We start from the raw sequence: 20784 nt of genomic DNA, 5'->3' as shown, positions 1-20784 counted from the left end.
CGAAGCCCGACTCCGTGACCTCGCGCTGCTGCGCCAGGTGCGCGACCGGATGGACCGGGAGTACGCCCAGCCGCTCGACGTGGAGGCGCTGGCGCGTGGCGTGCACATGTCCGCCGGGCACCTGAGCCGGCAGTTCAAGCTGGCGTACGGCGAGTCGCCGTACGCCTACCTGATGACCCGTCGGATCGAGCGCGCGATGGCTCTGCTCCGTCGCGGCGACCTCTCGGTCACGGAGGTCTGCTTCGAGGTGGGCTGCTCCTCACTGGGAACCTTCAGCACCCGGTTCACCGAGCTGGTCGGCGTACCGCCGAGCGTGTACCGCGAGTCCGGGGGCGAGGACCTCTCGGGCATCCCCGCGTGCGAGGCCAAGAAGGTCACGCGGCCTGTCCGGCAGCATTGATCAGGAATCGAGAAGCACCCGTGGCGCGCCCGCCTCTAGCGTGAACGTCATGGACATCAACATTCACTCAGCATTCCTCCCGCACACCGATCGGGACGCCGCGGTCGAGTTCTACTGCGACAAGCTCGGCATGGACCTGCGCAACGACGTCGGCTACAACGGCATGCACTGGCTCACCGTGGGACCGGCCGACCAGCCCGACGTGAACCTCGTGCTCACCCCGCCGGCCGCCGACCCGGGCGTGACCGCCGAGGAGCGCGCGACCATCACCGAGATGATGGCCAAGGGCACCTACGCGATCCTTACGCTGGCCAGCAAGGACCTCGACGCGGCTTTCGAGCGCCTCCAGGCCGCGGACATCGACATCGTCCAGGAGCCGATCGACCAGCCGTACGGCATCCGGGACTGCGCGGTGCGCGACCCGTTCGGCAACCTCATCCGCATCAACCAGGTGTCGTGATGGGGACCGTCGACACGCTGGTCCTCGAGGTCGAGGACGTCGCCGCCGCCCAGGTCTTCTACAAGGCGCTCGGCGTCGAGGAGCGCATCGAGGTGCGTGAGACGACCGAGGCCACCTCGGGCTTCCGCGGCTTCACCGTCTCGCTGGTCTGCTCCCAGCCCGGGAACGTGGACGCGTTCGTGACCGCGGCCCTGGACGCCGGAGCCACGACGATCAAGCCGGCTGCGAAGAGCTTCTGGGGCTACGGCGCGGTCCTCCAGGCCCCGGACGGGACCCTGTGGAAAGTCGCGGCGTCCTCGAAGAAGGACACGGCGCCGGTGGAGCAGCGCTTCGAGGACCTGGTCCTGCTGCTGGGCGTCACGGACGTGAAGGCGACCAAGCAGTTCTACGCCGACCGCGGTCTGGGCGTGGCCAAGAGCTTCGGCAGCAAGTACGTCGAGTTCGACGCCGCTCCGGTCAAGCTGGCGCTCTACGGTCGCAAGGCCGCGGCGAAGGACGCCGGGGTGAGCCCCGAGGGGTCCGGCTCGCACCGGCTCGCCGTCCTCGGCTCGCTCGGTGCGTTCGCCGACCCGGACGGCTTCGTCTGGGAGAGCCGTTGACCGAGGACGCCCGCGACCCGCTGACCCGCAAGGCCGACGCGCTCGCGCTGCTGGCCACCCACGCGATCGACGTCTGGGTGGCCACGGCCTCAGCCGCCGGCCAGGCTCACCTGGTGCCCCTCTCGCTGTGCTGGGCGGGGGAGCGGGCCGTGATCGCGGTCGAACCGACCTCGCGCACCGCACGGAACCTGGTGGCCTCGGGCGCGGCACGCCTGGCCGTCGGCCCGACTCGCGACGTGGTGATGATCGACGCGGTTCTCGAGCGGGACGTCGCGGTCGAGGATGACGACGAGCTCTGGGCGGCGTACGTGGGGCAGGCGGACTGGGACCCCCGGCAGGGGAGCAGCTACCGGTTCCTGGTGCTGCGTCCGCTGCGGCTCCAGGCGTGGCGGGAGTCCAACGAGATCGCCGGCCGTACGCTCATGCGCGACGGGGACTGGTTGGTGTGAGACGGGATCTGGGGAGAGCACGATGAACAAGGCCGACAACCACGACCTGATCCGGGTGCACGGGGCTCGGGTGAACAACCTCAAGGACGTCACCGTCGAGATCCCGAAGAGGCGGTTGACCGCCTTCACCGGGGTCTCCGGCTCGGGCAAGAGCTCGCTGGTGTTCGACACCATCGCCGCAGAGTCCCAGCGGTTGATCAACGAGACCTACAGCGCGTTCGTCCAAGGGTTCATGCCGACGCTCGCGCGGCCCGAGGTGGACCATCTCGAGGGTCTGACCACCGCGATCATCGTCGACCAGGAGCGGATGGGCGCCAACCCGCGCTCGACCGTCGGCACAGCGACCGACGCCAACGCGATGCTGCGCATCCTGTTCAGCCGGATCGGCACGCCGCACATCGGATCCCCGCAAGCGTTCTCCTTCAACGTCCCGACGCGGATCGCCAGCGGGATGATGAAGACCGAGACGACCAAGGGGAAGACCCAGGTCGTCAAGCAGCAGGTCTACCAGGGCGGGATGTGCCCCAGGTGCGAGGGCATGGGAGCGCTCAACGACTTCGACCTGACCGCGATCTTCGACGAGACGAGGTCCCTGGCCGACGGCGCCCTGCTCGTGCCCGGCTACAGCATGGACGGCTGGTACGGGCGCATCTTCTCCGGCGCCGGCTTCGACATGGACAAGCCGGTCGGCAAGTTCTCCGCCCGTGACCTCAAGAAGCTGCTGTACGGCGAGCCGGAGAAGATCAAGGTCGAGGGCGTGAACCTCACCTACGAGGGTGTGCTGGTCAAGGTCCAGAAGTCGATGCTCGCCAAGGACGTCGAGGCCATGCAGCCGCACGTGCGACGGTTCGTCGAGCGCGCCGTCACCTTCACCACCTGCCCGGAGTGCGAGGGCACCCGGCTGTCGGCCGAGGCCCGCTCGGTGACGATCAACGGCAAGAACATCGCCGAGGTCTGCACGATGCAGATCAGCGACCTCGCCGCCTGGCTGCGCACGGTCAAGGAGCCCGGGGTGGCGCCGCTGCTCTCCGGCCTCCAGGACCTGCTCGACGCCTTCGCTGAGATCGGCCTGGGCTACCTCTCGCTCGACCGGCCAGCCGGGACGCTGTCGGGCGGTGAGTCGCAGCGGACGAAGATGATCCGCCACCTCGGCTCGTCGCTAACCGACGTCACCTACGTCTTCGACGAACCCACGATCGGGCTGCACCCGCACGACATCGAGCGGATGAACGGCCTGCTCCTCCAGTTGCGCGACAAAGGCAACACCGTTCTCGTCGTCGAGCACAAGCCGGAGACGATCGCGATCGCCGACCACGTCGTCGACCTCGGCCCGGGGGCCGGTGCCGGAGGTGGCCAGATCTGCTTCGAAGGCACCGTGTCGGGCCTGCGCTCCAGCGGCACCGTCACCGGCAAGCACCTGGGCGACCGCGCGGTCCTCAAGGACGAGGTCCGGACGGCGTCCGGTCAGCTGGAGGTCCGCAAGGCCGGCACGCACAACCTCCAGGACGTGGACGTCGACATCCCGTTGGGGGTGCTGTGCGTCCTCACCGGAGTCGCCGGCTCCGGCAAGAGCTCCCTGGTCCAAGGCTCGGTGGCCGGGCGCGATGGCGTCGTCGTGATCGACCAGGGCGCGATCAAGGGCTCGCGCCGGAGCAATCCCGCGACCTACACCGGGTTGCTCGAACCGATCCGCAAGGCGTTCGCCAAGGCCAACGGGGTCAAGCCGGCACTGTTCAGCGCCAACTCCGAAGGTGGCTGCCCGGCCTGCAACGGCGCCGGCGTCATCTTCACCGAGCTCGGCGTGATGGCCACGGTCGAGTCAACCTGCGAGGAGTGCGAGGGACGACGGTTCCAGGCGGCGGTGCTGGAGTACACCTTCGGTGGCAGGAACATCGCCGAGGTCCTGGAGATGCCCGTGACCGAGGCGCTGACGTTCTTCGCCGAGGGCGAGGCCGCCACACCCACCGCTCACAAGATCCTGGAGCGGCTCGCCGACGTCGGGCTGGGCTACCTGAACCTCGGCCAGGCTCTCACCACGTTGTCCGGGGGAGAGCGGCAGCGGCTCAAGCTGGCTACCCAGATGGCCGAGCAGGGCGACGTCTACGTGCTCGACGAGCCGACCACCGGGCTGCACCTGGCCGACGTCGAGCAGCTCCTCGGGCTGCTCGACCGTCTGGTCGACTCCGGGAAGTCGGTCGTGGTCATCGAGCACCACCAAGCGGTGATGGCGCACGCGGACTGGATCATCGACCTGGGTCCGGGCGCCGGCCACGACGGCGGGAAGGTCGTCTTCGAGGGCACGCCGCGCGCCCTGGTGACGGCCAAGAAGAAGACGCTGACCGGGAAGCACCTCGCGGAGTACGTCGCGTCGTGACCGGCTTCGAGGTACGCCCGATCGGTCACGTCAGCTCGACGCTGACCTCCCTGGCGGACGCGCCCCGACAGGCGGACGAGGGCGCGCCCGAGGCCTGGCTCGTCCTCGAGGACCCGTACGCCGCGGCGCTGACCGGTATCGAGCCGGGGCACGATCTGGTCGTGATCACCTGGCTCGACCGGGCCGACCGGGACACGCTCGCCGTGCACCCGCGCGGGGAGACCGACCGACCGCTGACCGGGGTGTTCGCCACGCGCTCGCCGTCGCGCCCCAACCCGATCGGCCTGCACGACGTCCAGGTCGTCGAGGTCAGCGGCACCAGGATCCGGGTGCGCGCCCTCGAAGCGCTGGACGGCACCCCGATCCTCGACGTGAAGCCGGTGCTGACGCCCGAGCGCTGATCAGGCCTTCGTCTTCGGGGAGGTCTTGTCGAGCACCGCGGCGCGGATCTCCTCACCGGCCTTGCCGATGCGGGTCTGCACCGGCTCGATGGAGAGGTCCTCGAGACCGTCGACCGCACTCGGCGTGCTGTCCTGCGAGGCGACCGGCGAGCAGCCGTCGGGGCCGCTCGGCACACCCCGGGCCGGTCCGGACTCGACGACCGGCATCGAGTTCGGCGGAACCGGGTAGGGAGTGAGCGCTTGGGAGGCGAAGAAGGTCCCGGCGATGACGTCCAGGCCGGCGTGGGTCTGGATCAGCACCTGGCCGGTGCCCATCTCCTGACGCGGCTGGATGTTCGGGTTCGAGGCGTCCTTGGCCGCGGCGAAGTTGAACGCCGAGGTCATGTCACCGGTCACCGAACGGCGCCAGGACGTCAGGTTCGGCACCTCGACGCCGTACCGGGACTCGACCAGGCGCAGCTGGGAGGTGTGGTCGAAGGTCTCGCTGGCCACCAGGCCACCGCGCGAGTACGGCGAGATGACCAGGCCCGGGACCCGGAAGCCGAGACCGATCGGCCCGCGGATGCCCGCGGAGCTCTTCACGTTCGACAGCGGGTTCACCGTCACGTACTCGCCCGGCGTTCCCGGGGGAGCCGTCGGGGGAGCCACGTGGTCGAAGAACCCGCCGTTCTCGTCGTAGCTGATGATCAGGGCCGTCTTCTCCCACACCGCCGGGTTGGAGGTCAGGATGTCCAGCACCCGCAGGATGCCGACCGCGCCGAACGCCGGCGGCAGCGCCGGGTGCTCGCAGGCCAGCAGGTCCGGGATGATCCAGGAGACCTTCGGCAGCTTGTTGTTCTTCACGTCCGAGGCGAAGTTGACCGGGTAGATCGGCGCCTGGCCGCGCAAGTAGAGCTGCGAGAGCGGGTTCTGGAAGTTCTTGAAGGCGCTGAGCATGCCGGACAGGACCGCACCGGAGACGATCGGTGCCTGCTGGCTCGTGTAGACCTTCCAGGAGACGCCCGCGTCCTGCAGGTTCTCCGGGTAGGTGCGCCAGGAGTACTTGTTGCGGGGGACCAGTGTCGGGGTCTCGAGCAGGGGACCGCCGTGGGTGCCGTCGGGGTCGATGGTGCCCGAGATCCAGTAGAGCCGGTTCGGGTCCGTCGGCCCGAGCACCGAGCAGAAGTAGTGGTCACAGATCGTGAAGGCATCGGCCAGCGCCATGTGCACCGGGATGTCCTCGCGGGTGTAGTACCCCATCGTCGCCGGACCGTTGGCCAGGCCGTCGGTGGCCACGTGCGACTTCACCCACTGGTCCATCGCACCGCCGTTCCAGCACTGGTGCGCGCCGGCCCAGCCGTGGTCCGGGTCGTTGATCGCCTCGCCGTCCAGGGTGGCGCCCCGGGTGGTGTCCAGGCGGAACGGCTGCACGTAGGAGTTCGGGTCCGCCTGCTTGGTGGCGATGTTGTAGCCCTTCTGGTTGAAGAGCCCGGCGTTGATCGCCGCGGTGTCGTTGAAGCCCCGCACCCCGGACAACGTGCCGTAGTAGTGGTCGAAGGACCGGTTCTCCTGCATCAGGAACACGAAGTGCTCGATGTCCGACAGCGAACCGCCGCACGGGTCCGCGGCATAGGCCCGGTCCAGGATCGGTCCGGCCAGCGAGCTGAGGGCCGCCGCACTGCCGGCTCCTGCCATCAGCTTCACGACATCACGGCGGGTCATGCCTTCGAACATCTGAACGCTCCTGGGTGCGGGGGAACGAGAAGGGGACGCCGAAGTGGCGTCCCCGTGAGAGCAATAAAACGCCTCCGGTGCCGTTTGGGAAGCGTTTTCAGGCAATGTTCACCCGCGTGTCGTCAGGCGGGTTCCCAGAGCTCGATCCGGTTGCCGGCCGGGTCGGTGACCCACCCGAAGCGACCGACACCCTCCATCGCCTCGACGTGGTCAGCGACGTCGGCGCCGCCCTCGCGCAACTGGGCGAGCATCGCGTCCAGGCTCGCAACTCGGAAGTTCAGCATGCTGGGTGCCGAACCCGGGCCGAAGTAGTCGGTGTCCGCGTCGAACGTGGCGAACACCGTCGGGCCGGGTTCCTGGGTCCAGATCCCGTGCTCACCAGCGTCCAGACCCAGCACGTCGCGGTACCAGGCGTTCAGCGCTGCCGGGTCGTCCGCGCGCAGGAAGAAACCGCCGATGCCCAGAACACGTTCCATGGGCGCAGCATGACCGAAGATGGCGGTGTGGGAAAGCAGCTGCGCATCGTCGAGGTCACCGAGGAGACCGAGGATGCCTGGAGGCAGATCCACAACACGATCATTCCGGCCTCGCCGTTGTCGGCGGAGGAGATCAGCGAGCGCCGGCAGGTGAACCTTCTGACCCTGGCCTACGCGGGCGAGGACCTGGTCGGGAATGCCACGGTGCGCTCGCCTACCGACAATTCGGACACCCGAACAGTGATCGTCAAGATCCTGCCGGAGTACAGGAACCGGGGGTACGGGACCGAATACCTGGCACAGATGCTGGAGGTTGCACGTCAGCTCGGCTCGCAGCGGATCGAGACCGTCGTCCTGGTCGCGAACGTCGACGGCATGCGGTTCGCGGTGGGGAACTGGTTCTGTGAGATCGACAGGTACGTCGTCGACGGGGCTGAGTACGTGGATCTGGCCCTTCTCCCGGTAGACCCCCGTGAGTAGGTATGTCGCCGATAAGGGACATTATGTCAACACGTTTACGCGGGAGAACGGGTTCCACCTCCCCTTTTCCAGGTTTCTGGCACCTCAGATGTAGGAAAGCGTCTGACGACTCCGTCCCTGGGACAGACGCGGCCAGAATGGGTCGCACCGCAACCGAGGAGATTCGCAGATGGCCAAGTACCTGTTGCTGAAGCACTACAACGGCGCACCTGCTCCGGTGAACGACGTGCCGATGGACCAGTGGACGCCTGAGGAGATCACCAACCACATCCAGTTCATGCGGGACTTCGCCTCCCGGCTCGAGCAGAGCGGCGAGTTCGTCGCGGCCGAGGCCGTCGCGCCCGAGGGCGCCTGGGTCCAGTACGGCGGCGAGGGACGTCCCCCGGTCACCGACGGACCGTTCGCGGAGACCAAGGACCTGATCGCCGGCTGGATGTTCATCGACGTCGACAGCTACGAGCGGGCCGTCGAGCTCACTGCCGAGCTCTCCGCAGCGCCGGGCGCCGGAGGCAAGCCGATCCACGAGTGGATCGAGGTCCGCCCAGTCATGTCCGAGCCGCCGACCGCCGCCGACGCCACCTGCCACTGAGGTGGACGAAGCCCTGCTGCGGGCCCTGACTCCTCAGGTCATCGCGATCCTCGTCCGCCGCGGAGCCGATTTCGCGGCGGCCGAGGACGCGGTCCAGGAGGCGCTGATCCAGGCCGTCGGCTCGTGGCTTTCGGATCCCCCGCGCGATCCGAAGGCCTGGCTGGTGACCGTCGCCTGGCGGAAGTTCCTCGACCTCACCCGATCGGAGGGCTCCCGTCGCGGCCGTGAGGAACGGGTCGCCGAAGAACCGGTCCCGGAGGCGGCATCCGGTCTCGACGACACGCTGCAGCTCTACTTCCTCTGCGCCCACCCCTCGCTGACGCCGTCCTCTGCGGTGGCTCTCACGCTGCGCGCAGTGGGCGGACTGACCACCCGTCAGATCGCCGAGGCCTACCTGGTTCCCGAGGCGACGATGGGCCAGCGGATCTCGCGGGCCAAGAAGACGGTCTCGGAGGTCCGTCTCGACTCCCCTGGCGATGTCGCCACTGTGGTGCGCGTGCTCTACCTGGTCTTCAACGAGGGCTACTCCGGCGACGTCGACCTGGCAGCCGAAGCGATCCGCCTGGCCCGCCAGCTGGCGGCACAGATCGATCACCCCGAGGTTTCGGGGCTGCTCGCGCTGATGCTGCTGCACCATGCCCGTCGACCGGCGCGGACCGGGAGCGACGGGTCACTCGTTCCTCTCGCCGATCAGGACCGCAGGCTCTGGGACACCGTGCTGATCGCCGAAGGGGTGCAGATCCTCCAAACGGCTCTGGCGCAGGAACGGCTCGGCGAGTTCCAGGCACAGGCCGCGATCGCCGCCCTGCACGCTGACGCCCAGAGCGCCGAGGAGACCGACTGGGTGCAGATCGTCGAGTGGTACGACGAGCTGGTCCGGCTGACCGACTCCCCGATCGCGCGGCTCAATCGAGCGGTCGCGGTCGGCGAGGCCGACGGTGCCCGCTCGGGTTTGGCCGCCCTGTCCGGGCTCGACCCCGCACTTCCCCGCTACACCGCGGTGTCGGCGCACCTGCACGAGCGTGACGGCGACGTACGGACGGCAGCCCGCCTGTACGCCGAAGCGGCTCGCCAGGCGCCGAACACGGCCGAGCGCGACCACCTGGTCAGACAGGCAGCCCGGTTGAACGCGGCGCAGGGCCAGGAGTCGGGACCGGCGTCGGGCTCGCAGGGCCGTTGAGCCAGCTGATCCCCCAGCCGACGACCGCGAAGATCAGCACCCCGATGATCGCGCCGAATCCGTTGTGCTCGACGTCGGCGATGCTCGGCACCCGCATCGGGAACCAGGTCCGCTGGGCCAGCTCGATCCCGGTCGAGGCCAGGACGCACAGGGCGATCGTGAGCAACGGGCGGCCCAGCACGATCGCCAGCAGCAGACCGGCCGGCACGAAGAGCAGCACGTTGGCGATCACCTCGAGCTGGGAGCCGTCCAGGCGCCCCCCGGCGAAGAGCTCGGACCAGTAGTTGAAGGCGGAGAAGACCGGGCGGCCGGCGGACGGGTCGGCCAGCGTCAGGCGGGCGACGAAGACGGCGTACAGGGCGAGGAGGAAGGCGGAGAACCAGCGCATGCCTCGACGCTAGGCAGGATCGCCGCCCCTCCCCTCCGCCGCAGGTACCGATCTGCTGGCCGCGAGGACAACTCTTCAGTTCCAGCTGCTGATCTTCACGTCCCGCGGGTCCGGCGCTCCGGTACCGGTCTCCACCAGCGACTTCAGGCTGAGCAGGAAGACGGCCCACTTGGTGCTGCAGTGGTGCATGAAGGGCACCTGCTCGCGCCAGCCGCGGTGGGCGAAGACGAGCATGGTCCACTCGCCGTCCTGGTGGATGTCGAAGGTCACGGTGCTGCCGATCCACTCCTCCGGTCCCCCGACGACCTCCCAGGCGACGCGCTCGGCCGGAACCAGCTCGACGACCTTCATGTTGATGTCGCCAGGACCGAAGTGGAAGTCGATGACGCCGCCCAGCTCCGGGGACCCGTCGGTGGTGCTGGCCCACCAGCCCGCGAGGCCGTCCAGCGTGGTCAGCACGTCGTAGACCTTGTCCGGCGAGGCGTCGCGGACGCCGACCTCGTGCACGATGTCGAAGCTCGTCGCGTTCATCGGGCCATCTCCCACGGTGCGGTCGAGAGCACGTTGCCGGTCTCGAGCAGCGACTTGAGGTTCGCCAGGACCGCCGGCCACCCGGACGAGATTCCGTTGAGCATCTCCACGTTCGGTAGGTTCTCGTGGGTGACGGTGAGCCGGACGATGTCCTGGTCCGCGGCGATCTCGAAAACCACGCGCGACGGGCCGTTCTCCCGCTCCTCGTCCGGTGAGTCCTCGAAGGTGACCACGAGCCGGCTCGGCGGCTCGGCCTCGACCACGGTGCCGACGACGTCGTTGCCCGAACCGTCCAGGCGCTGGTGCTCCCAGCCGGACCCGACCTGCCAGTCCGAGACGTTGCGGTGGCCCCAGTACCGGGCCGTCAGGTCGGCGTCCGTGAGTGCTTCCCAGACCTGCTCGGCGCTGGCCTGGATGTAGGTCACGTACACGTACGACGGGATCTGCGTAGCTGTTGCTTCCATGAGTGCTCTCTCTTCCAGGGCGTGCGTTTCCAGTGCTTGCGCTTCTGCCCGCTGCCGGATGGCACGGAGTGCCTCCAGCCGCGGACGGTCGAACCCGGAGATCCAGCGCTCCTCGATCTCGTGGATCGGGGCCGGGTTCAGGTAGTGCAACCGCTCCCTCCCCCGTCGTACGACGGTGACGAGGTTCGCGGCGACGAGCTGGTCCAGGTGCTGGGTCGCCGACTGTCGGGTCATGTCGACCCGCGCGCACAGCTCCCCCAGCGTCTGACCGTTCTGCTCGCGCAGCAGGTCCAGGAGCGTCCGGCGGGTGGGGTCCGCCAGCGCCTTGAAGACCGGATCCATGTCTGCGCTGCTCACGAGACTTAATATGCAGGTATTTGCCTGCATAAGTCAATCCCCTGGCCCAGCTGGCCGGCAGATCGGGGCTCGCAGCGCCCAGATGTGCCCCGCGGTGCCCGAAGAATTGTCTAGATAGTCTGATATTTCCTTATCGGAAGAGCGTGCCAGCGCCGCGAGGACTCGCTAGGGTTTGATCGAACCCGGTCACCGGGGAGAAGTAGCGAGGTGGCCGAGCGAGTCCTGAAGGCCTGCGACCAGAAACGTGAGAGTTCGATGGATATCCCGATTTATGACCTCAATGACGGCACCGAGCTTCCCGCCGTCGGCTTCGGAACGACCGGCCTCCAGGGAGCGGACGGCCTCGAGGCGATCCTCACCGCTGCTGAGAACGGCTACCGGCTCCTCGACACCGCCGTGAACTACGGCAACGAGATGACCGTGGGCGAGGCCATCCGCCGCTCCGGCGTCCCGCGCCAGGAGTTCCGCGTCACCAGCAAGCTGCCGGGTCGTCACCACGCGTACGACGACGCGATCGTCTCCACGCACGAGTCCTTGGGCCGTCTCGGTCTCGAGCACATCGACCTGCACCTGATCCACTGGCCGAACCCGAAGCGGGACGAGTACAGCGAGGCCTGGCGCGCGCTGGTCGACCTGCAGCGCGACGGCCTGGTCACCACCATCGGCGTCTCGAACTTCAGCGCCGAGCACCTCGACCGGATCATGGACACCAGCGGCGTGGTGCCCGCTGTCAACCAGATCGAGATGCACCCGTACTTCCCGCAGGACGAGCTGCGCGCGGTTCACGACTCGCTGGGCATCCGCACCGTGGCCTGGAGCCCGCTGGCCAAGGCCAAGGCGCTCTTCGAGGAGGACGTCGTCCGTGCGGCCGCCGAGGCGCACGGGGTCTCCCCCGCCCAGGTCGTGCTGCGCTGGCACTTCCAGCTCGGCTCGGTCCCGATCCCGAAGTCGACCGTGCCCGAGCACCAGCTCGCGAACGGTGACATCTTCGAGTTCGAGCTGAGCGACGACGAGGTCGACGCCATCAGCGGCCTGGGTCGTGAGGACGGCCGGCTGTTCGGCGGGGACCCGGACGAGCACTACGAGATGTGATTTCTCAGCGTTTTCTCCAGAAGGCCGCGGGCAGGTGCCCGCGGCCTTCTGCGTACCATCGCACCGTGATCCGACGTCTCACTGCCGCCGTGGTGCTCCTGCTCGTCTCGCTGCTGCTCGTGGCCGGGTGCGGGAGCGGCTCCAAGAAGCCGGCGGCCGACAAGACCGCCGACTCCGGCCCGTGCTCGTACACCAAGGACGGTTCCAAGGCGGCCAAGCCCGTGAACCTGCCGCCCAGCACGCCAGACCCGGCGAACCCGGCGTCGATGGTGATCACCACCAACCGCGGCACCATCCCGATCACCTTCGAGCCCGACCAGGCTCCGTGCGCGGTGAACTCGTTCGTCGCGCTGGCCACCCAGGGCTACTTCGACAACACCTCCTGCCACCGGTTGACGACCGAGGGCTACTACGTGCTCCAGTGCGGCGACCCGCTGGGCACCGGTCAGGGTGGGCCCGGGTACTCCTTCAAGGACGAGCTGCTCGACAACGACCCGCGCCTGCAGCCCTGCGGCAACGCCGGCGGCCAGGCGTACTGCACCTACGGGACCGGCACCGTCGCGATGGCCAACCGCGGCCCGAACACCAACGGGTCGCAGTTCTTCCTCGTCTACGGCAGCTCGCGGTTCCCGCCGGACTTCACCGTGTTCGGGCACCTGGACGCCTCGGGCCTGAAGGTCATCAAGGCGATCGCCGCCAAGGGCATCGGTACGCCGAGCGGGATGGGCCCCGGTGACGGCGCGCCCAAGGAGCCGGTGACGATCACCAGCGTGAAGTGAGGCTCACTCCACCTCGCTGGACTGCACCATCTCGACGGGGCTGCCGAGCGCGACGGTGCGGCTGACCGTGCAGATCCGGTCCCGCGACTTCGCGATCGCGTCCGGCAGGTTCTCCCGGGCCGCGTCGCCGGCCTCGCCGTCGGGGAACGTGACGTCGAAGATCAGACGCAGGTTGGTCATGTGGTTGCCGTTCTCGTCGCGCACCTTGTCGCCCTCGGCCCGCACCGAGAACGACTCGGCCACCGCGCGCTTGCGGGTGATGTACTCGACGTCGATCGCGGTGCAGCCCGCGATCGCGGCCAGCAGCAGCTCGACCGGGGTGAAGTCGGGGTCGTCGCCCTCCCCGATCGGCAGCACCCCGCCGCGACGGTTGGTGGCCTTGTAGCGCGCGTCGCCGATCTTGGTGAGGTCGACGTAGCGGTAGGTGGGACGGTCCGGCAACGTGGCGTCGGTCATGGCGACAGACTGCCACGCCCCCTCACGTCTTCGGGCAGCCGAGCCTAGGGTGGGGAGATGCGCAGCCTGCAACGCGATGAAGCGGTGGCCCGGTTCGAGCTCATCACGCTCACGTCGTACGACGTGTCCCTGGACCTGCGCGGTGAGGACACGTTCTCCAGCCGCACGGTCATCGAGCTGACCTCGCGCGGCGGCGACACGTTCCTGGACCTCAAGGCGAAGTCGTTGGAGTCGATCACCCTGGACGGCGTGCCGCTGCCAGCGGCGCTGTGGTCCGAGGGCAGGTTTCCCCTGTCCCTCCCCGCCGGCGAGCACCGGCTCGAGGTGGCGGCGACGATGGCGTTCCGCAACGACGGCGAGGGCCTGCACCGCGCCGTGGACCCGAGCGACGGCCGCGCGTACGTCTACCAGATGAGCTTCATGAGTGCGGCTCCCTCGGTCTTCGCCTGCTTCGACCAGCCCGACCTCAAGGCGCCGTACACCCTGCACGTGCTGGCGCCGCAGGACTGGGTCGTGGTCGCGAACGCGCGCGGCGAGCAGGTCGAGCCGGGGCGGTGGGAGTTCGGGCAGAGCCAGCCGCTGTCGACGTACTTCGTCACCCTGGTCGGTGGGCCGTACCACCGCGTCACCGGCCAGCACGACGGCATCGACCTCGGCTTCCTGTGCCGCTCCTCGATGGCCGCCGCCCTGGACGTCGACGCCGAGGAGCTGTTCACGATCACCCGGCAGTGCTTCGACGAGTTCCACCGGGTCTTCGGCATCCGCTACGCGTTCGACAAGTACGACCAGGCGTTCGTGCCCGACTTCAACGCCGGCGCGATGGAGAACCCCGGCTGCGTCACCTTCCGCGAAGGTCTGCTCTTCACGACGAAGGCTCCGCGCAGTGTGCGGGTGCAGCGAGCGACCACGGTCGCGCACGAGATGGCGCACCAGTGGTTCGGCAACCTGGTGACCCCGCGCTGGTGGGACGACCTCTGGCTCAACGAGGCCTTCGCCGAGTACATGGGCAACCGGGTCACCGCCGAGGTCACCGAGTTCACCGACGCCCTGGTCTGGGCCTCCCTGGTGCGCAAGAACTGGGGCCTCACCGCGGACTCACGGCCCTCGACCCACCCGGTCGCGGGCACGGGCGCGGTCGACGCCGATGCGGCGCTCCAGGACTTCGACGGCATCTCCTACTCCAAGGGTCAGGCGGTGCTCACCCAGCTGGCCCGCCGGGTGGGCGACGAGGTCTTCTTCGGCGGCGTCCGCGACCACTTCGAGAAGCACGCCTTCGGCAACGCCACGATGAAGGACCTGTTCACCTCGTGGGAGCGCGCCGGGGCCGGCGACCTCACTCCGTGGACCGACGCCTGGCTGCGGACCGCGGGACTGGACCGCATCGAGCTGGACCGTTCGGCCGGGGCCCTGGTCCGGACCGCCCAGGCCGCCGACCCGGCGGACCGCGGGCACGACCTGGGACTGGCGGTCTGGGACGGCAGCGCCTGGCTGCGCTCGTCGGTCCTGGTGGAGTCTCCCCGGACGCCGGTGGAGATCCCGCAGGACGCACCGGTCGTGCTCGATCCGGCGGACGAGGCCTGGGCCGACCTGACGTTCGACGACGTGACCGCGGCTGCTCTTCCGACGTTGCTCCCGGGCGTCGGCGAACAGCTCCGCGCGACGCTCTGGATCACCGCGCGCAACGCCGTCTACCAGGGCACCCTGGACCCTGCGGTCGCCGTCGAGCTGCTCGTCGCCGGCATCCCGGGCGAGGAGCAGGACACCGCGCTGAACACCCTCGCGATCTGGGCGGCCGACGACGGCTACGGCGCGCGTGGCGTGGTCCACGAGAAGCTGCTGCCGGTGGTGCGGGACGCCGGCGCCGCTCGGGAGCGGATCCACCGGGCCTTCCGGGAGCGTGCCGACAGTGCACCCGCAGGATCGGAGATCCAGTTCGCGGCCGCCGACGGAGCGATCGGCACCGGCGAGGACGTCGACTGGTTGCGCGGGCTCCTCGAGGGCGGGCTCTGGCCCGGCATGGAGCTCGATGCCGGCGTGCGCTGGAAGGTGCTCCAGCGGCTGACCTCCCTGGGCGGGACCGACCTCGACGAGCTGGACCGGGCGCTGGCGCTGGCCAACGACGCCAAGTCCCAGGTCGCGCACGCCTGGTGCCACGCACGGATCCCGGATCCGGAGGCGAAGGCCTGGGCCTGGCAGCGCTTCACCGGTGAGGTCGCGGCCTCCAACTACGAGGTCGAGGCGATCGGTACCGGGTTCTGGCAGGCCGGACACGAGGCCTTGGTCGGGCCGTACGTCGACCGGTACTTCGCCGAGCTGCCCGGCACCACGGCGGTTCGCGCCGGCTGGGGGCTGGCCGACGGGGCGCGGTTCTTCTACCCCATCACCGAGCTCGACCAGGACGTCGTCGACCGCACCGACGCCCTCATCGCGGACCAGCAGCTCAACGCCAGCATCCGCCGCGTCCTCGTCGACGCCGGGGACGAGCTGCGCTCCCGGCTGCGCGCCGTGGAGCGCTACCACCGATGAGCGACACCCGGGCTCGTCGTCCCGGTCCGACGGTGCGCACCCGCGTCGTCGAGGTCAACGGGGACACGGTCACCGAGCACGAGGACCGGTTGGCCACCGAGGAGCCGCTGGAGATCAGGCTGGCCTGGCCCGGAGCCGTCGCCGAGCGGCTCGCGGTCACGATGCGGACCCCGGGCCACGACTTCGAGCTCGCAGCCGGGTGGCTCGTGCACGAGCAGATCGTGCCGGCGTCTGCGATCGAGTCCGTCCGGTACTGCACCGACGCCGACCTGGCCGAGGAGGAGGAGTTCAACGTCGTGACCGTGCACAGCTCAGTCGCTCCGGCCTACCTGCCGGCGGCACGGACGGTGAGCTCGGCGTGCGGGGTGTGCGGGACCGGGTCGATCGACGACGCACTGCGCGCGGCTGCACCGGTCGCGAGCACCGTGGTGGTCCCCTTCGACGTGGTGCGCGCCCTGCCGGAGGCGCTGCGGGCGGCCCAGCCCGGTTTCGACCGGACCGGTGGACTGCACGCCGCCGGCCTGTTCGAGACGGATGGAACCGCGGTCGTCGTCCGCGAGGACGTCGGGCGCCACAACGCCGTGGACAAGGCGGTCGGCTCCCGCCTGCTCGGGGGCCAGGACGTGCCCCCCGTCCTGGTGCTGAGCGGTCGGGTCGGTTTCGAGCTCGTCCAGAAGGCCGTGGTGAGCGGGATCTCCGCCGTCGTCGCCGTCGGTGCGCCGTCCTCGCTCGCGGTGTCGCTGGCCGAGCGCGCCGGGGTCGGCCTGGCCGGGTTCACCCGCTCGGACCGCTGCGTCGCGTACGCCGGGGCGGCTCGCTTCGGCGTGTGACCCGCGGTTTGTCGGCCCGTGCTCCTAGCGTGGAGCCGTGCGTATCCTCCACACCTCCGACTGGCACCTCGGGCGCCAGTTCCACGGGCAGGGGATGCTGGGCCACCAGGCCGCGTTCGTCGATCACCTGATCACGACGGTGACCGAGCGCGCCGTCGACCTGGTGGTGATCGCCGGGGACATCTACGACCGCGCGCTGCCCCCGGTGGACGCCGTCGCCCTGGCCGACGACGCCTTCGCGCGCCTGGCCGCCACCGGGGCACGGGTGGTGCTGACCAGCGGCAACCACGACTCCGCGCGCCGGCTCGGGTTCAACGCCCGCCTCGCCGACGCGGCCGGGTTCCACCTGCGCACCGACGTCGACCGCGTCGACGTGCCCGTCCTGCTCGAGGACGCGCACGGGCCCGTCGCCGTCTACGGGATCCCCTACCTGGAGCCGGACCAGGTCAAGCGCGCCTGGGACCTGGGCACCCGCTCCCACCAGGCCGCGCTCACCGAGGCGATGACCCGGATCCGCGCGGACCTGGCCACCCGCGAGCCGGGGACCCGCTCGGTGGTGCTGGCGCACGCCTTCGTGGTCGGCGGAACTGCACGCACCGAGGCCAGCGACAGTGAGCGCGACATCGCCGTCGGCGGGGTCTCGGCCGTCCCGACCTCGGTGTTCGAGGGGATCGACTACGTCGCGCTCGGTCACCTGCACGGGCGGCACACGCTGACCGACTCGATCCGCTACTCGGGCTCCCCGCTCGCCTACTCCTTCTCCGAGGCAGCCCACCGCAAGGGCTGCTGGCTGATCGACCTGGAGGCCGCCGGCCTGAGTGCCGAGTTCGTCGACGCCCCGGTCCCCCGGCGGCTGGTCCGGCTCTCCGGCGCCATCGACGACCTCCTCAGCCACCCCCGGTACGCCGAGGCCGAGGACGCCTGGCTCCAGGTCACCCTGACCGACCCGGTCCGACCGGCGCGCGCGATGGCCCGGCTCCAGGCCCGGTTCCCCCACCTGGTGGCCCTCGGCTTCGCCCTGCAAGCGACCGACGGCCTCTCGACCGCGCGCCCGGTCGAAGGACGCTCCGACCACGACATCGCCCTCGCGTTCGTGGCCGACGTGCGCGGGGAGCCCGCGTCCGCCGTCGAGAGCGACCTGCTGCGGGACGCCTGCGAGGCGTGCGCAGCCGATCCGGACGCCGACACCCAGGTAGGTGCCTGATGCGGCTGCACCACCTGTCCGTCACCGCGTTCGGGCCGTTCGCCGACACCGTCGAGGTCGACTTCGACGAGCTGTCCGCCGCGGGCCTGTTTCTCCTGACCGGGGCGACCGGAGCCGGCAAGACCAGCGTGCTCGACGCGGTGTGCTTCGCGTTGTACGGCGCCGTCCCCGGTGACCGCGCCGGCGCCAAGCACCTGCGCAGCGACCACGCCGGGCCGCAGGTCGCGCCCAGCGTCAGCCTGCGGTTGAGCATCGGCGACCGCCAATTCCTGTTCACCCGCTCCCCTGCCTGGGACCGCCCCAAGCTGCGCGGCAGCGGCGAGACCCGTGAGCAGGCCCGCGTCCTGGTCGAGGAGCTGCGGGAGGGCACCTGGACGACGCTGACCAACCGGCTCGACGACGCCGGGCTGCTGGTCACCGACCTGCTCGGCATGACCGCGACGCAGTTCACCCAGGTCGCGATGCTCCCCCAGGGCCGGTTCCAGGCCTTCTTGCGGGCGACGTCGGCCGAGCGGCACAGCGTGCTCCAGCAGCTCTTCCGCACCGACCGGTTCGAACGGGTCGAGCGCTGGCTCGTGGAGCGTCGTACGGCGGCCCGCCGGACCAGCGAGGCCGGTGCCGACGCGGTCCTGGAGACCCTGAACCGGGTGCGGGAGGCCGCCGGCGAGACGAACGAGCCCGGCTGGACCGGTGATCTGGTCGGTGCCGCCGAGTCCGGCGCGGTGACGGAGTGGACGCGCGCGCTGCAGGAGCGCAGCACCGCTGCCGCGGCTTCCGCAGTGGTCCGGTCCACCGCCGCGGACGAGGCGCTGGCCGCTGCTGAGGCAGCTCTCACCCTGGCGACGGCGCAGCACGACCACCGCAGGCGTGCCCTGGCAGCGCAGGCGGACCTGGCGCTGCTCGCGTCCGAGGCCGATGCTCTGACCGCACTCGCGAACCGCCTCGAGGAGCACCGGCGGGCTGCGCCGCTCGCCGCCCTGAGCAGCAGCTCGACGAACGCCGGACGGGCCCTCGAGCGCGCCCGCCAGCGGTGGGCCGAACGGGTCGGGTTCCTGGCAGCACTCGGCCTGGCGGACGACGTCGACCGCGACGACCTGCTCGCCGCCCAGCGGCGCGCCCACGCCGCCCACACCCGGGCGTCGGCGCATGCTGCCCGGGCCGAGGCGGGCCGTGAGGCCGAGGCACGGAGCGCTGCTGTGCGTGCCGAGCTCCAGTCCCTCGAGGCGAGCGTCGCCGAGCTGGAGGTGGTCATCGCCGAGCTCCCGGCGGTGATCACCGAGGCCGTCGCGGCCGTCCACGAGGCCCGCGCCGCCGCCGCACGGCACCCGGTCGTCGCCGGCAAGATCGTCCGGTTGGACGAGCTCAACCACGCCGCCCGCCGGGCCGAGCTCGTCGAGCTGGAGCTCAGCGCTGCTCGTACCGACGTCATCGAGGCGACCGAGCAGGCCCAGCTCACCCGCGAGATCTACCTCGACGTCCGCGAGGCGCGGATCAACGGCATGGCCGGCGAGCTGGCCGGACAGCTCGCGGTCGGCTGCTCGTGCCCGGTCTGCGGCAGCGCCGAGCACCCGTCCCCGGCCACCCTCTCCGCGGGGAGCGTCAACCGCAGCGACGAGGACCAGGCTCGCAAGGTCCACGAGGACGCGGCGTTCGTCCTGCAGAGCCGCGAGGTGGTGCTCTCCGGTCTCGAGTCCGAGCTGGCCGTTCTCGACGAGCGCCTCGACGGTGTCGACCGGGCCGGCCTGCCGAGTGCCCTGGACGCCGCCCGCGCCGAGTCCGAGCGCCTCGAGCCGCTGGTCGCCGCCCTCGACGTGCTCACCGATCGCGAGCTGACCTGCCGCGCCCGTCTGCGGGAGGCCGAGCAGAAGCGTGCCGAGGCGCTGCTCGAGCGGGCCGCCCTGGCTGCCGAGAAGGACCAGCTCGGCGCTCTGCTGGAGGGCATCGCTGACGAGTGGGAGGCCGTGCTCGCCGACCCGGGCGCCGCTCCGGAGGAGGACCCCGAGGCGGGTCTGGCCCTCATCGTGGCCGGGCGCGCCCGCCTGGCGGCCGGCTACGACGACACCGTCGCCGACCTGGACGCCCTGGCCGAGGCCGATCGCCGGGCCCGCGAGGCCGAGGCCGAGCTGAGCTGCGCGGCGCTGGACGCCGGGTTCGAGGATCTCGCCGCCGCCCTGTCCGCCCTGCTGCCCGAGGAGGACGCCGACCGCGCCCAGGACCGGCTGACCCGCGCCGAGGTCCGTACCCGGACCGCCGAGCAGGTGCTCGCCGACCCGGCGGTGGCCGAGGCGCTGTCCGCGGCACCGGTCGAGCTCGAGAGCACGGCCGCCACCCGCGCCCAGCTCGCCGAAGCCGCCCGTCTCGCCGCCTCCGCCCGGCACGCCGCCGAGCTGCGCCGGGACCGCGTCGGGGTGCTCTCCCGTGACGCCGCGGACCGGCTGCGCGCGTGGGCACCCCTGCGCGAGCGGCACCGCACGGTGGCGGAGCTCGCCGCGCTGGTCGAGGGCAAGAGCGTCGACAACCCGCTCCGGATGCGCCTCGCCGCCTACGTCCTCGCCGAACGCCTGCGCCAGGTCGTGGCCGCTGCCAACGAGCGGCTCGCAGGGATGACCGACCAGCGCTACGCGCTCGAGCACTCCGACGACCGTGGCGTCGGCGAGCAGCGCGGCGGGCTGAGCCTGCGCGTCCGCGACGACTGGAACGGGGAGACCCGCGACCCGGCGACCTTGTCGGGCGGCGAGACGTTCGTGGTCTCGCTGGCCCTCGCGCTCGGTCTGGCCGACACGGTGGCCCACGAGGCCGGCGGCACCGACATCGACACCCTGTTCATCGACGAGGGCTTCGGCTCGCTGGACGCCGACACCCTCGAGGACGTGATGGACACCCTCGACAGCCTGCGTGACGGAGGCCGGGTGGTGGGACTGGTCAGCCACGTGCCCGAGCTGCGCAGCCGGATCAGCACCCAGCTCGAGGTCAGCAAGGGCCGCACCGGGTCGAGCGTGCGCGCGGCGCTGGGTGACCATTAACCGGGCGACCACC

At 70.4% G+C, this 20784-nt stretch carries 20 protein-coding genes and 1 pseudogene; 15 read left to right on the top strand and 6 right to left on the bottom strand.

The features are described 5' to 3' along the window. Positions 1-49: 49 nt before the first annotated feature. From EFL95_RS10040 to tsaA, 6 genes and pseudogenes are all read left to right on the top strand, one after another. Positions 50-444 (top strand): annotated as a pseudogene (locus tag EFL95_RS10040) (helix-turn-helix transcriptional regulator). A 5-nt stretch (positions 445-449) separates the two neighbouring features. Next, on the top strand, positions 450-860 hold the full coding sequence (locus EFL95_RS10035; RefSeq protein ID WP_123234911.1) for a VOC family protein: 411 nt from the start codon (positions 450-452) through the stop codon (positions 858-860). Then, positions 860-1459, top strand: coding sequence for a VOC family protein (locus tag EFL95_RS10030; RefSeq protein WP_123233829.1), 600 nt, complete (start codon positions 860-862; stop codon positions 1457-1459). The genes EFL95_RS10035 and EFL95_RS10030 overlap by 1 nt, the downstream gene beginning before the upstream one ends. After that, positions 1456-1908, top strand: coding sequence for a pyridoxamine 5'-phosphate oxidase family protein (locus EFL95_RS10025; protein ID WP_123233828.1), 453 nt, complete (start codon positions 1456-1458; stop codon positions 1906-1908). Before EFL95_RS10030 ends, EFL95_RS10025 begins: the two co-directional genes overlap by 4 nt. 22 nt (positions 1909-1930) lie before the next feature. Beyond that, positions 1931-4282: an ATP-binding cassette domain-containing protein gene (locus EFL95_RS10020; protein WP_123233827.1), complete on the top strand. Its 2352-nt coding sequence runs from the start codon at positions 1931-1933 to the stop codon at positions 4280-4282. After that, the gene (tsaA, locus tag EFL95_RS10015) at positions 4279-4683 is read left to right on the top strand and encodes a tRNA (N6-threonylcarbamoyladenosine(37)-N6)-methyltransferase TrmO (protein WP_123233826.1); all 405 of its coding nucleotides are present in this window, start codon (positions 4279-4281) and stop codon (positions 4681-4683) included. Before EFL95_RS10020 ends, tsaA begins: the two co-directional genes overlap by 4 nt. Here the strand turns inward: tsaA and EFL95_RS10010 are convergent, their stop codons facing one another. Continuing rightward, a complete protein-coding gene (locus EFL95_RS10010; protein WP_221176363.1) occupies positions 4684-6384 on the bottom strand; it encodes a phospholipase C in 1701 nt (566 codons plus the stop codon). Between the two features lie 134 nt (positions 6385-6518). Further along, the gene (locus EFL95_RS10005; protein WP_123233824.1) at positions 6519-6872 is read right to left on the bottom strand and encodes a VOC family protein; all 354 of its coding nucleotides are present in this window, start codon (positions 6870-6872) and stop codon (positions 6519-6521) included. Between the two features lie 27 nt (positions 6873-6899). Here EFL95_RS10005 and EFL95_RS10000 point away from each other — a divergent pair, with 27 nt between their 5' ends. From EFL95_RS10000 to EFL95_RS09990, 3 genes are all read left to right on the top strand, one after another. Next, positions 6900-7352, top strand: coding sequence for a GNAT family N-acetyltransferase (locus tag EFL95_RS10000; protein ID WP_183407121.1), 453 nt, complete (start codon positions 6900-6902; stop codon positions 7350-7352). A 169-nt stretch (positions 7353-7521) separates the two neighbouring features. Beyond that, complete coding sequence (locus tag EFL95_RS09995) at positions 7522-7941, top strand: YciI family protein (protein WP_123233822.1); 420 nt, start codon at positions 7522-7524, stop codon at positions 7939-7941. Between the two features lies 1 nt (position 7942). Further along, the gene (locus EFL95_RS09990; protein WP_123233821.1) at positions 7943-9121 is read left to right on the top strand and encodes an RNA polymerase sigma factor; all 1179 of its coding nucleotides are present in this window, start codon (positions 7943-7945) and stop codon (positions 9119-9121) included. On the opposite strand, the gene EFL95_RS09985 is transcribed toward EFL95_RS09990, so the two are convergent. From EFL95_RS09985 to EFL95_RS09975, 3 genes are all read right to left on the bottom strand, one after another. Then, positions 9048-9509 (bottom strand): VanZ family protein, encoded by a 462-nt coding sequence (locus EFL95_RS09985; protein WP_123233820.1) that lies wholly within the window; start codon positions 9507-9509, stop codon positions 9048-9050. The two genes, EFL95_RS09990 and EFL95_RS09985, sit on opposite strands and share 74 nt — an antisense overlap. A 75-nt stretch (positions 9510-9584) precedes the next feature. Beyond that, positions 9585-10040, bottom strand: a complete 456-nt coding sequence (locus EFL95_RS09980; RefSeq protein ID WP_123233819.1) for an SRPBCC family protein — start codon at positions 10038-10040, stop codon at positions 9585-9587. Then, on the bottom strand, positions 10037-10861 hold the full coding sequence (locus EFL95_RS09975) for an ArsR/SmtB family transcription factor (protein WP_221176362.1): 825 nt from the start codon (positions 10859-10861) through the stop codon (positions 10037-10039). Before EFL95_RS09975 ends, EFL95_RS09980 begins: the two co-directional genes overlap by 4 nt. A 255-nt stretch (positions 10862-11116) precedes the next feature. Between EFL95_RS09975 and EFL95_RS09970 the strand changes: the two genes are divergently transcribed. After that, entirely contained in the window at positions 11117-11953 is an 837-nt protein-coding gene (locus EFL95_RS09970; protein ID WP_123233817.1) for an aldo/keto reductase, read from the top strand. 65 nt (positions 11954-12018) lie between these two features. After that, on the top strand, positions 12019-12732 hold the full coding sequence (locus EFL95_RS09965; RefSeq protein ID WP_246004887.1) for a peptidylprolyl isomerase: 714 nt from the start codon (positions 12019-12021) through the stop codon (positions 12730-12732). 3 nt (positions 12733-12735) lie between these two features. On the opposite strand, the gene EFL95_RS09960 is transcribed toward EFL95_RS09965, so the two are convergent. Next, positions 12736-13188, bottom strand: a complete 453-nt coding sequence (locus EFL95_RS09960; RefSeq protein ID WP_123233816.1) for an OsmC family protein — start codon at positions 13186-13188, stop codon at positions 12736-12738. A gap of 57 nt (positions 13189-13245) precedes the next feature. Between EFL95_RS09960 and pepN the strand changes: the two genes are divergently transcribed. The 4 genes from pepN to EFL95_RS09940 are packed head-to-tail and all read left to right on the top strand — an operon-like array spanning position 13246 to position 20771. After that, positions 13246-15714 (top strand): aminopeptidase N, encoded by a 2469-nt coding sequence (pepN, locus tag EFL95_RS09955; RefSeq protein WP_123233815.1) that lies wholly within the window; start codon positions 13246-13248, stop codon positions 15712-15714. Continuing rightward, entirely contained in the window at positions 15711-16544 is an 834-nt protein-coding gene (locus EFL95_RS09950) for a formate dehydrogenase accessory sulfurtransferase FdhD (protein WP_123233814.1), read from the top strand. The genes pepN and EFL95_RS09950 overlap by 4 nt, the downstream gene beginning before the upstream one ends. Positions 16545-16581: 37 nt before the next feature. Next, a complete protein-coding gene (locus EFL95_RS09945; protein ID WP_123233813.1) occupies positions 16582-17748 on the top strand; it encodes an exonuclease SbcCD subunit D in 1167 nt (388 codons plus the stop codon). Beyond that, a complete protein-coding gene (locus EFL95_RS09940; RefSeq protein WP_123233812.1) occupies positions 17748-20771 on the top strand; it encodes an AAA family ATPase in 3024 nt (1007 codons plus the stop codon). Before EFL95_RS09945 ends, EFL95_RS09940 begins: the two co-directional genes overlap by 1 nt. The last annotated feature ends 13 nt before the right edge of the window (positions 20772-20784 follow it).

It is taken from the genome of Nocardioides marmorisolisilvae, from assembly GCF_003725775.1.
Lineage (GTDB): Bacteria > Actinomycetota > Actinomycetes > Propionibacteriales > Nocardioidaceae > Marmoricola > Marmoricola marmorisolisilvae.
The sequence above is the reverse complement of the archived record's forward strand: the minus strand, read 5'-3'. Positions and strand labels throughout refer to the sequence as shown.

Bases quoted from the DNA above. Each gene is read 5' to 3' on its own strand.
- EFL95_RS10035 (WP_123234911.1), top strand. From the start codon at position 450: ATGGACATCAACATTCACTCAGCATTCCTCCCGCACACCGATCGGGAC.
- EFL95_RS10030 (WP_123233829.1), top strand. From the start codon at position 860: ATGGGGACCGTCGACACGCTGGTCCTCGAGGTCGAGGACGTCGCCGCC.
- EFL95_RS10020 (WP_123233827.1), top strand. From the start codon at position 1,931: ATGAACAAGGCCGACAACCACGACCTGATCCGGGTGCACGGGGCTCGG.
- EFL95_RS10010 (WP_221176363.1), bottom strand. From the start codon at position 6,384: ATGACCCGCCGTGATGTCGTGAAGCTGATGGCAGGAGCCGGCAGTGCG.
- EFL95_RS10005 (WP_123233824.1), bottom strand. From the start codon at position 6,872: ATGGAACGTGTTCTGGGCATCGGCGGTTTCTTCCTGCGCGCGGACGAC.
- EFL95_RS09995 (WP_123233822.1), top strand. From the start codon at position 7,522: ATGGCCAAGTACCTGTTGCTGAAGCACTACAACGGCGCACCTGCTCCG.
- EFL95_RS09985 (WP_123233820.1), bottom strand. From the start codon at position 9,509: ATGCGCTGGTTCTCCGCCTTCCTCCTCGCCCTGTACGCCGTCTTCGTC.
- EFL95_RS09980 (WP_123233819.1), bottom strand. From the start codon at position 10,040: ATGAACGCGACGAGCTTCGACATCGTGCACGAGGTCGGCGTCCGCGAC.
- EFL95_RS09970 (WP_123233817.1), top strand. From the start codon at position 11,117: ATGGATATCCCGATTTATGACCTCAATGACGGCACCGAGCTTCCCGCC.
- EFL95_RS09960 (WP_123233816.1), bottom strand. From the start codon at position 13,188: ATGACCGACGCCACGTTGCCGGACCGTCCCACCTACCGCTACGTCGAC.
- pepN (WP_123233815.1), top strand. From the start codon at position 13,246: ATGCGCAGCCTGCAACGCGATGAAGCGGTGGCCCGGTTCGAGCTCATC.
- EFL95_RS09950 (WP_123233814.1), top strand. From the start codon at position 15,711: ATGAGCGACACCCGGGCTCGTCGTCCCGGTCCGACGGTGCGCACCCGC.
- EFL95_RS09940 (WP_123233812.1), top strand. From the start codon at position 17,748: ATGCGGCTGCACCACCTGTCCGTCACCGCGTTCGGGCCGTTCGCCGAC.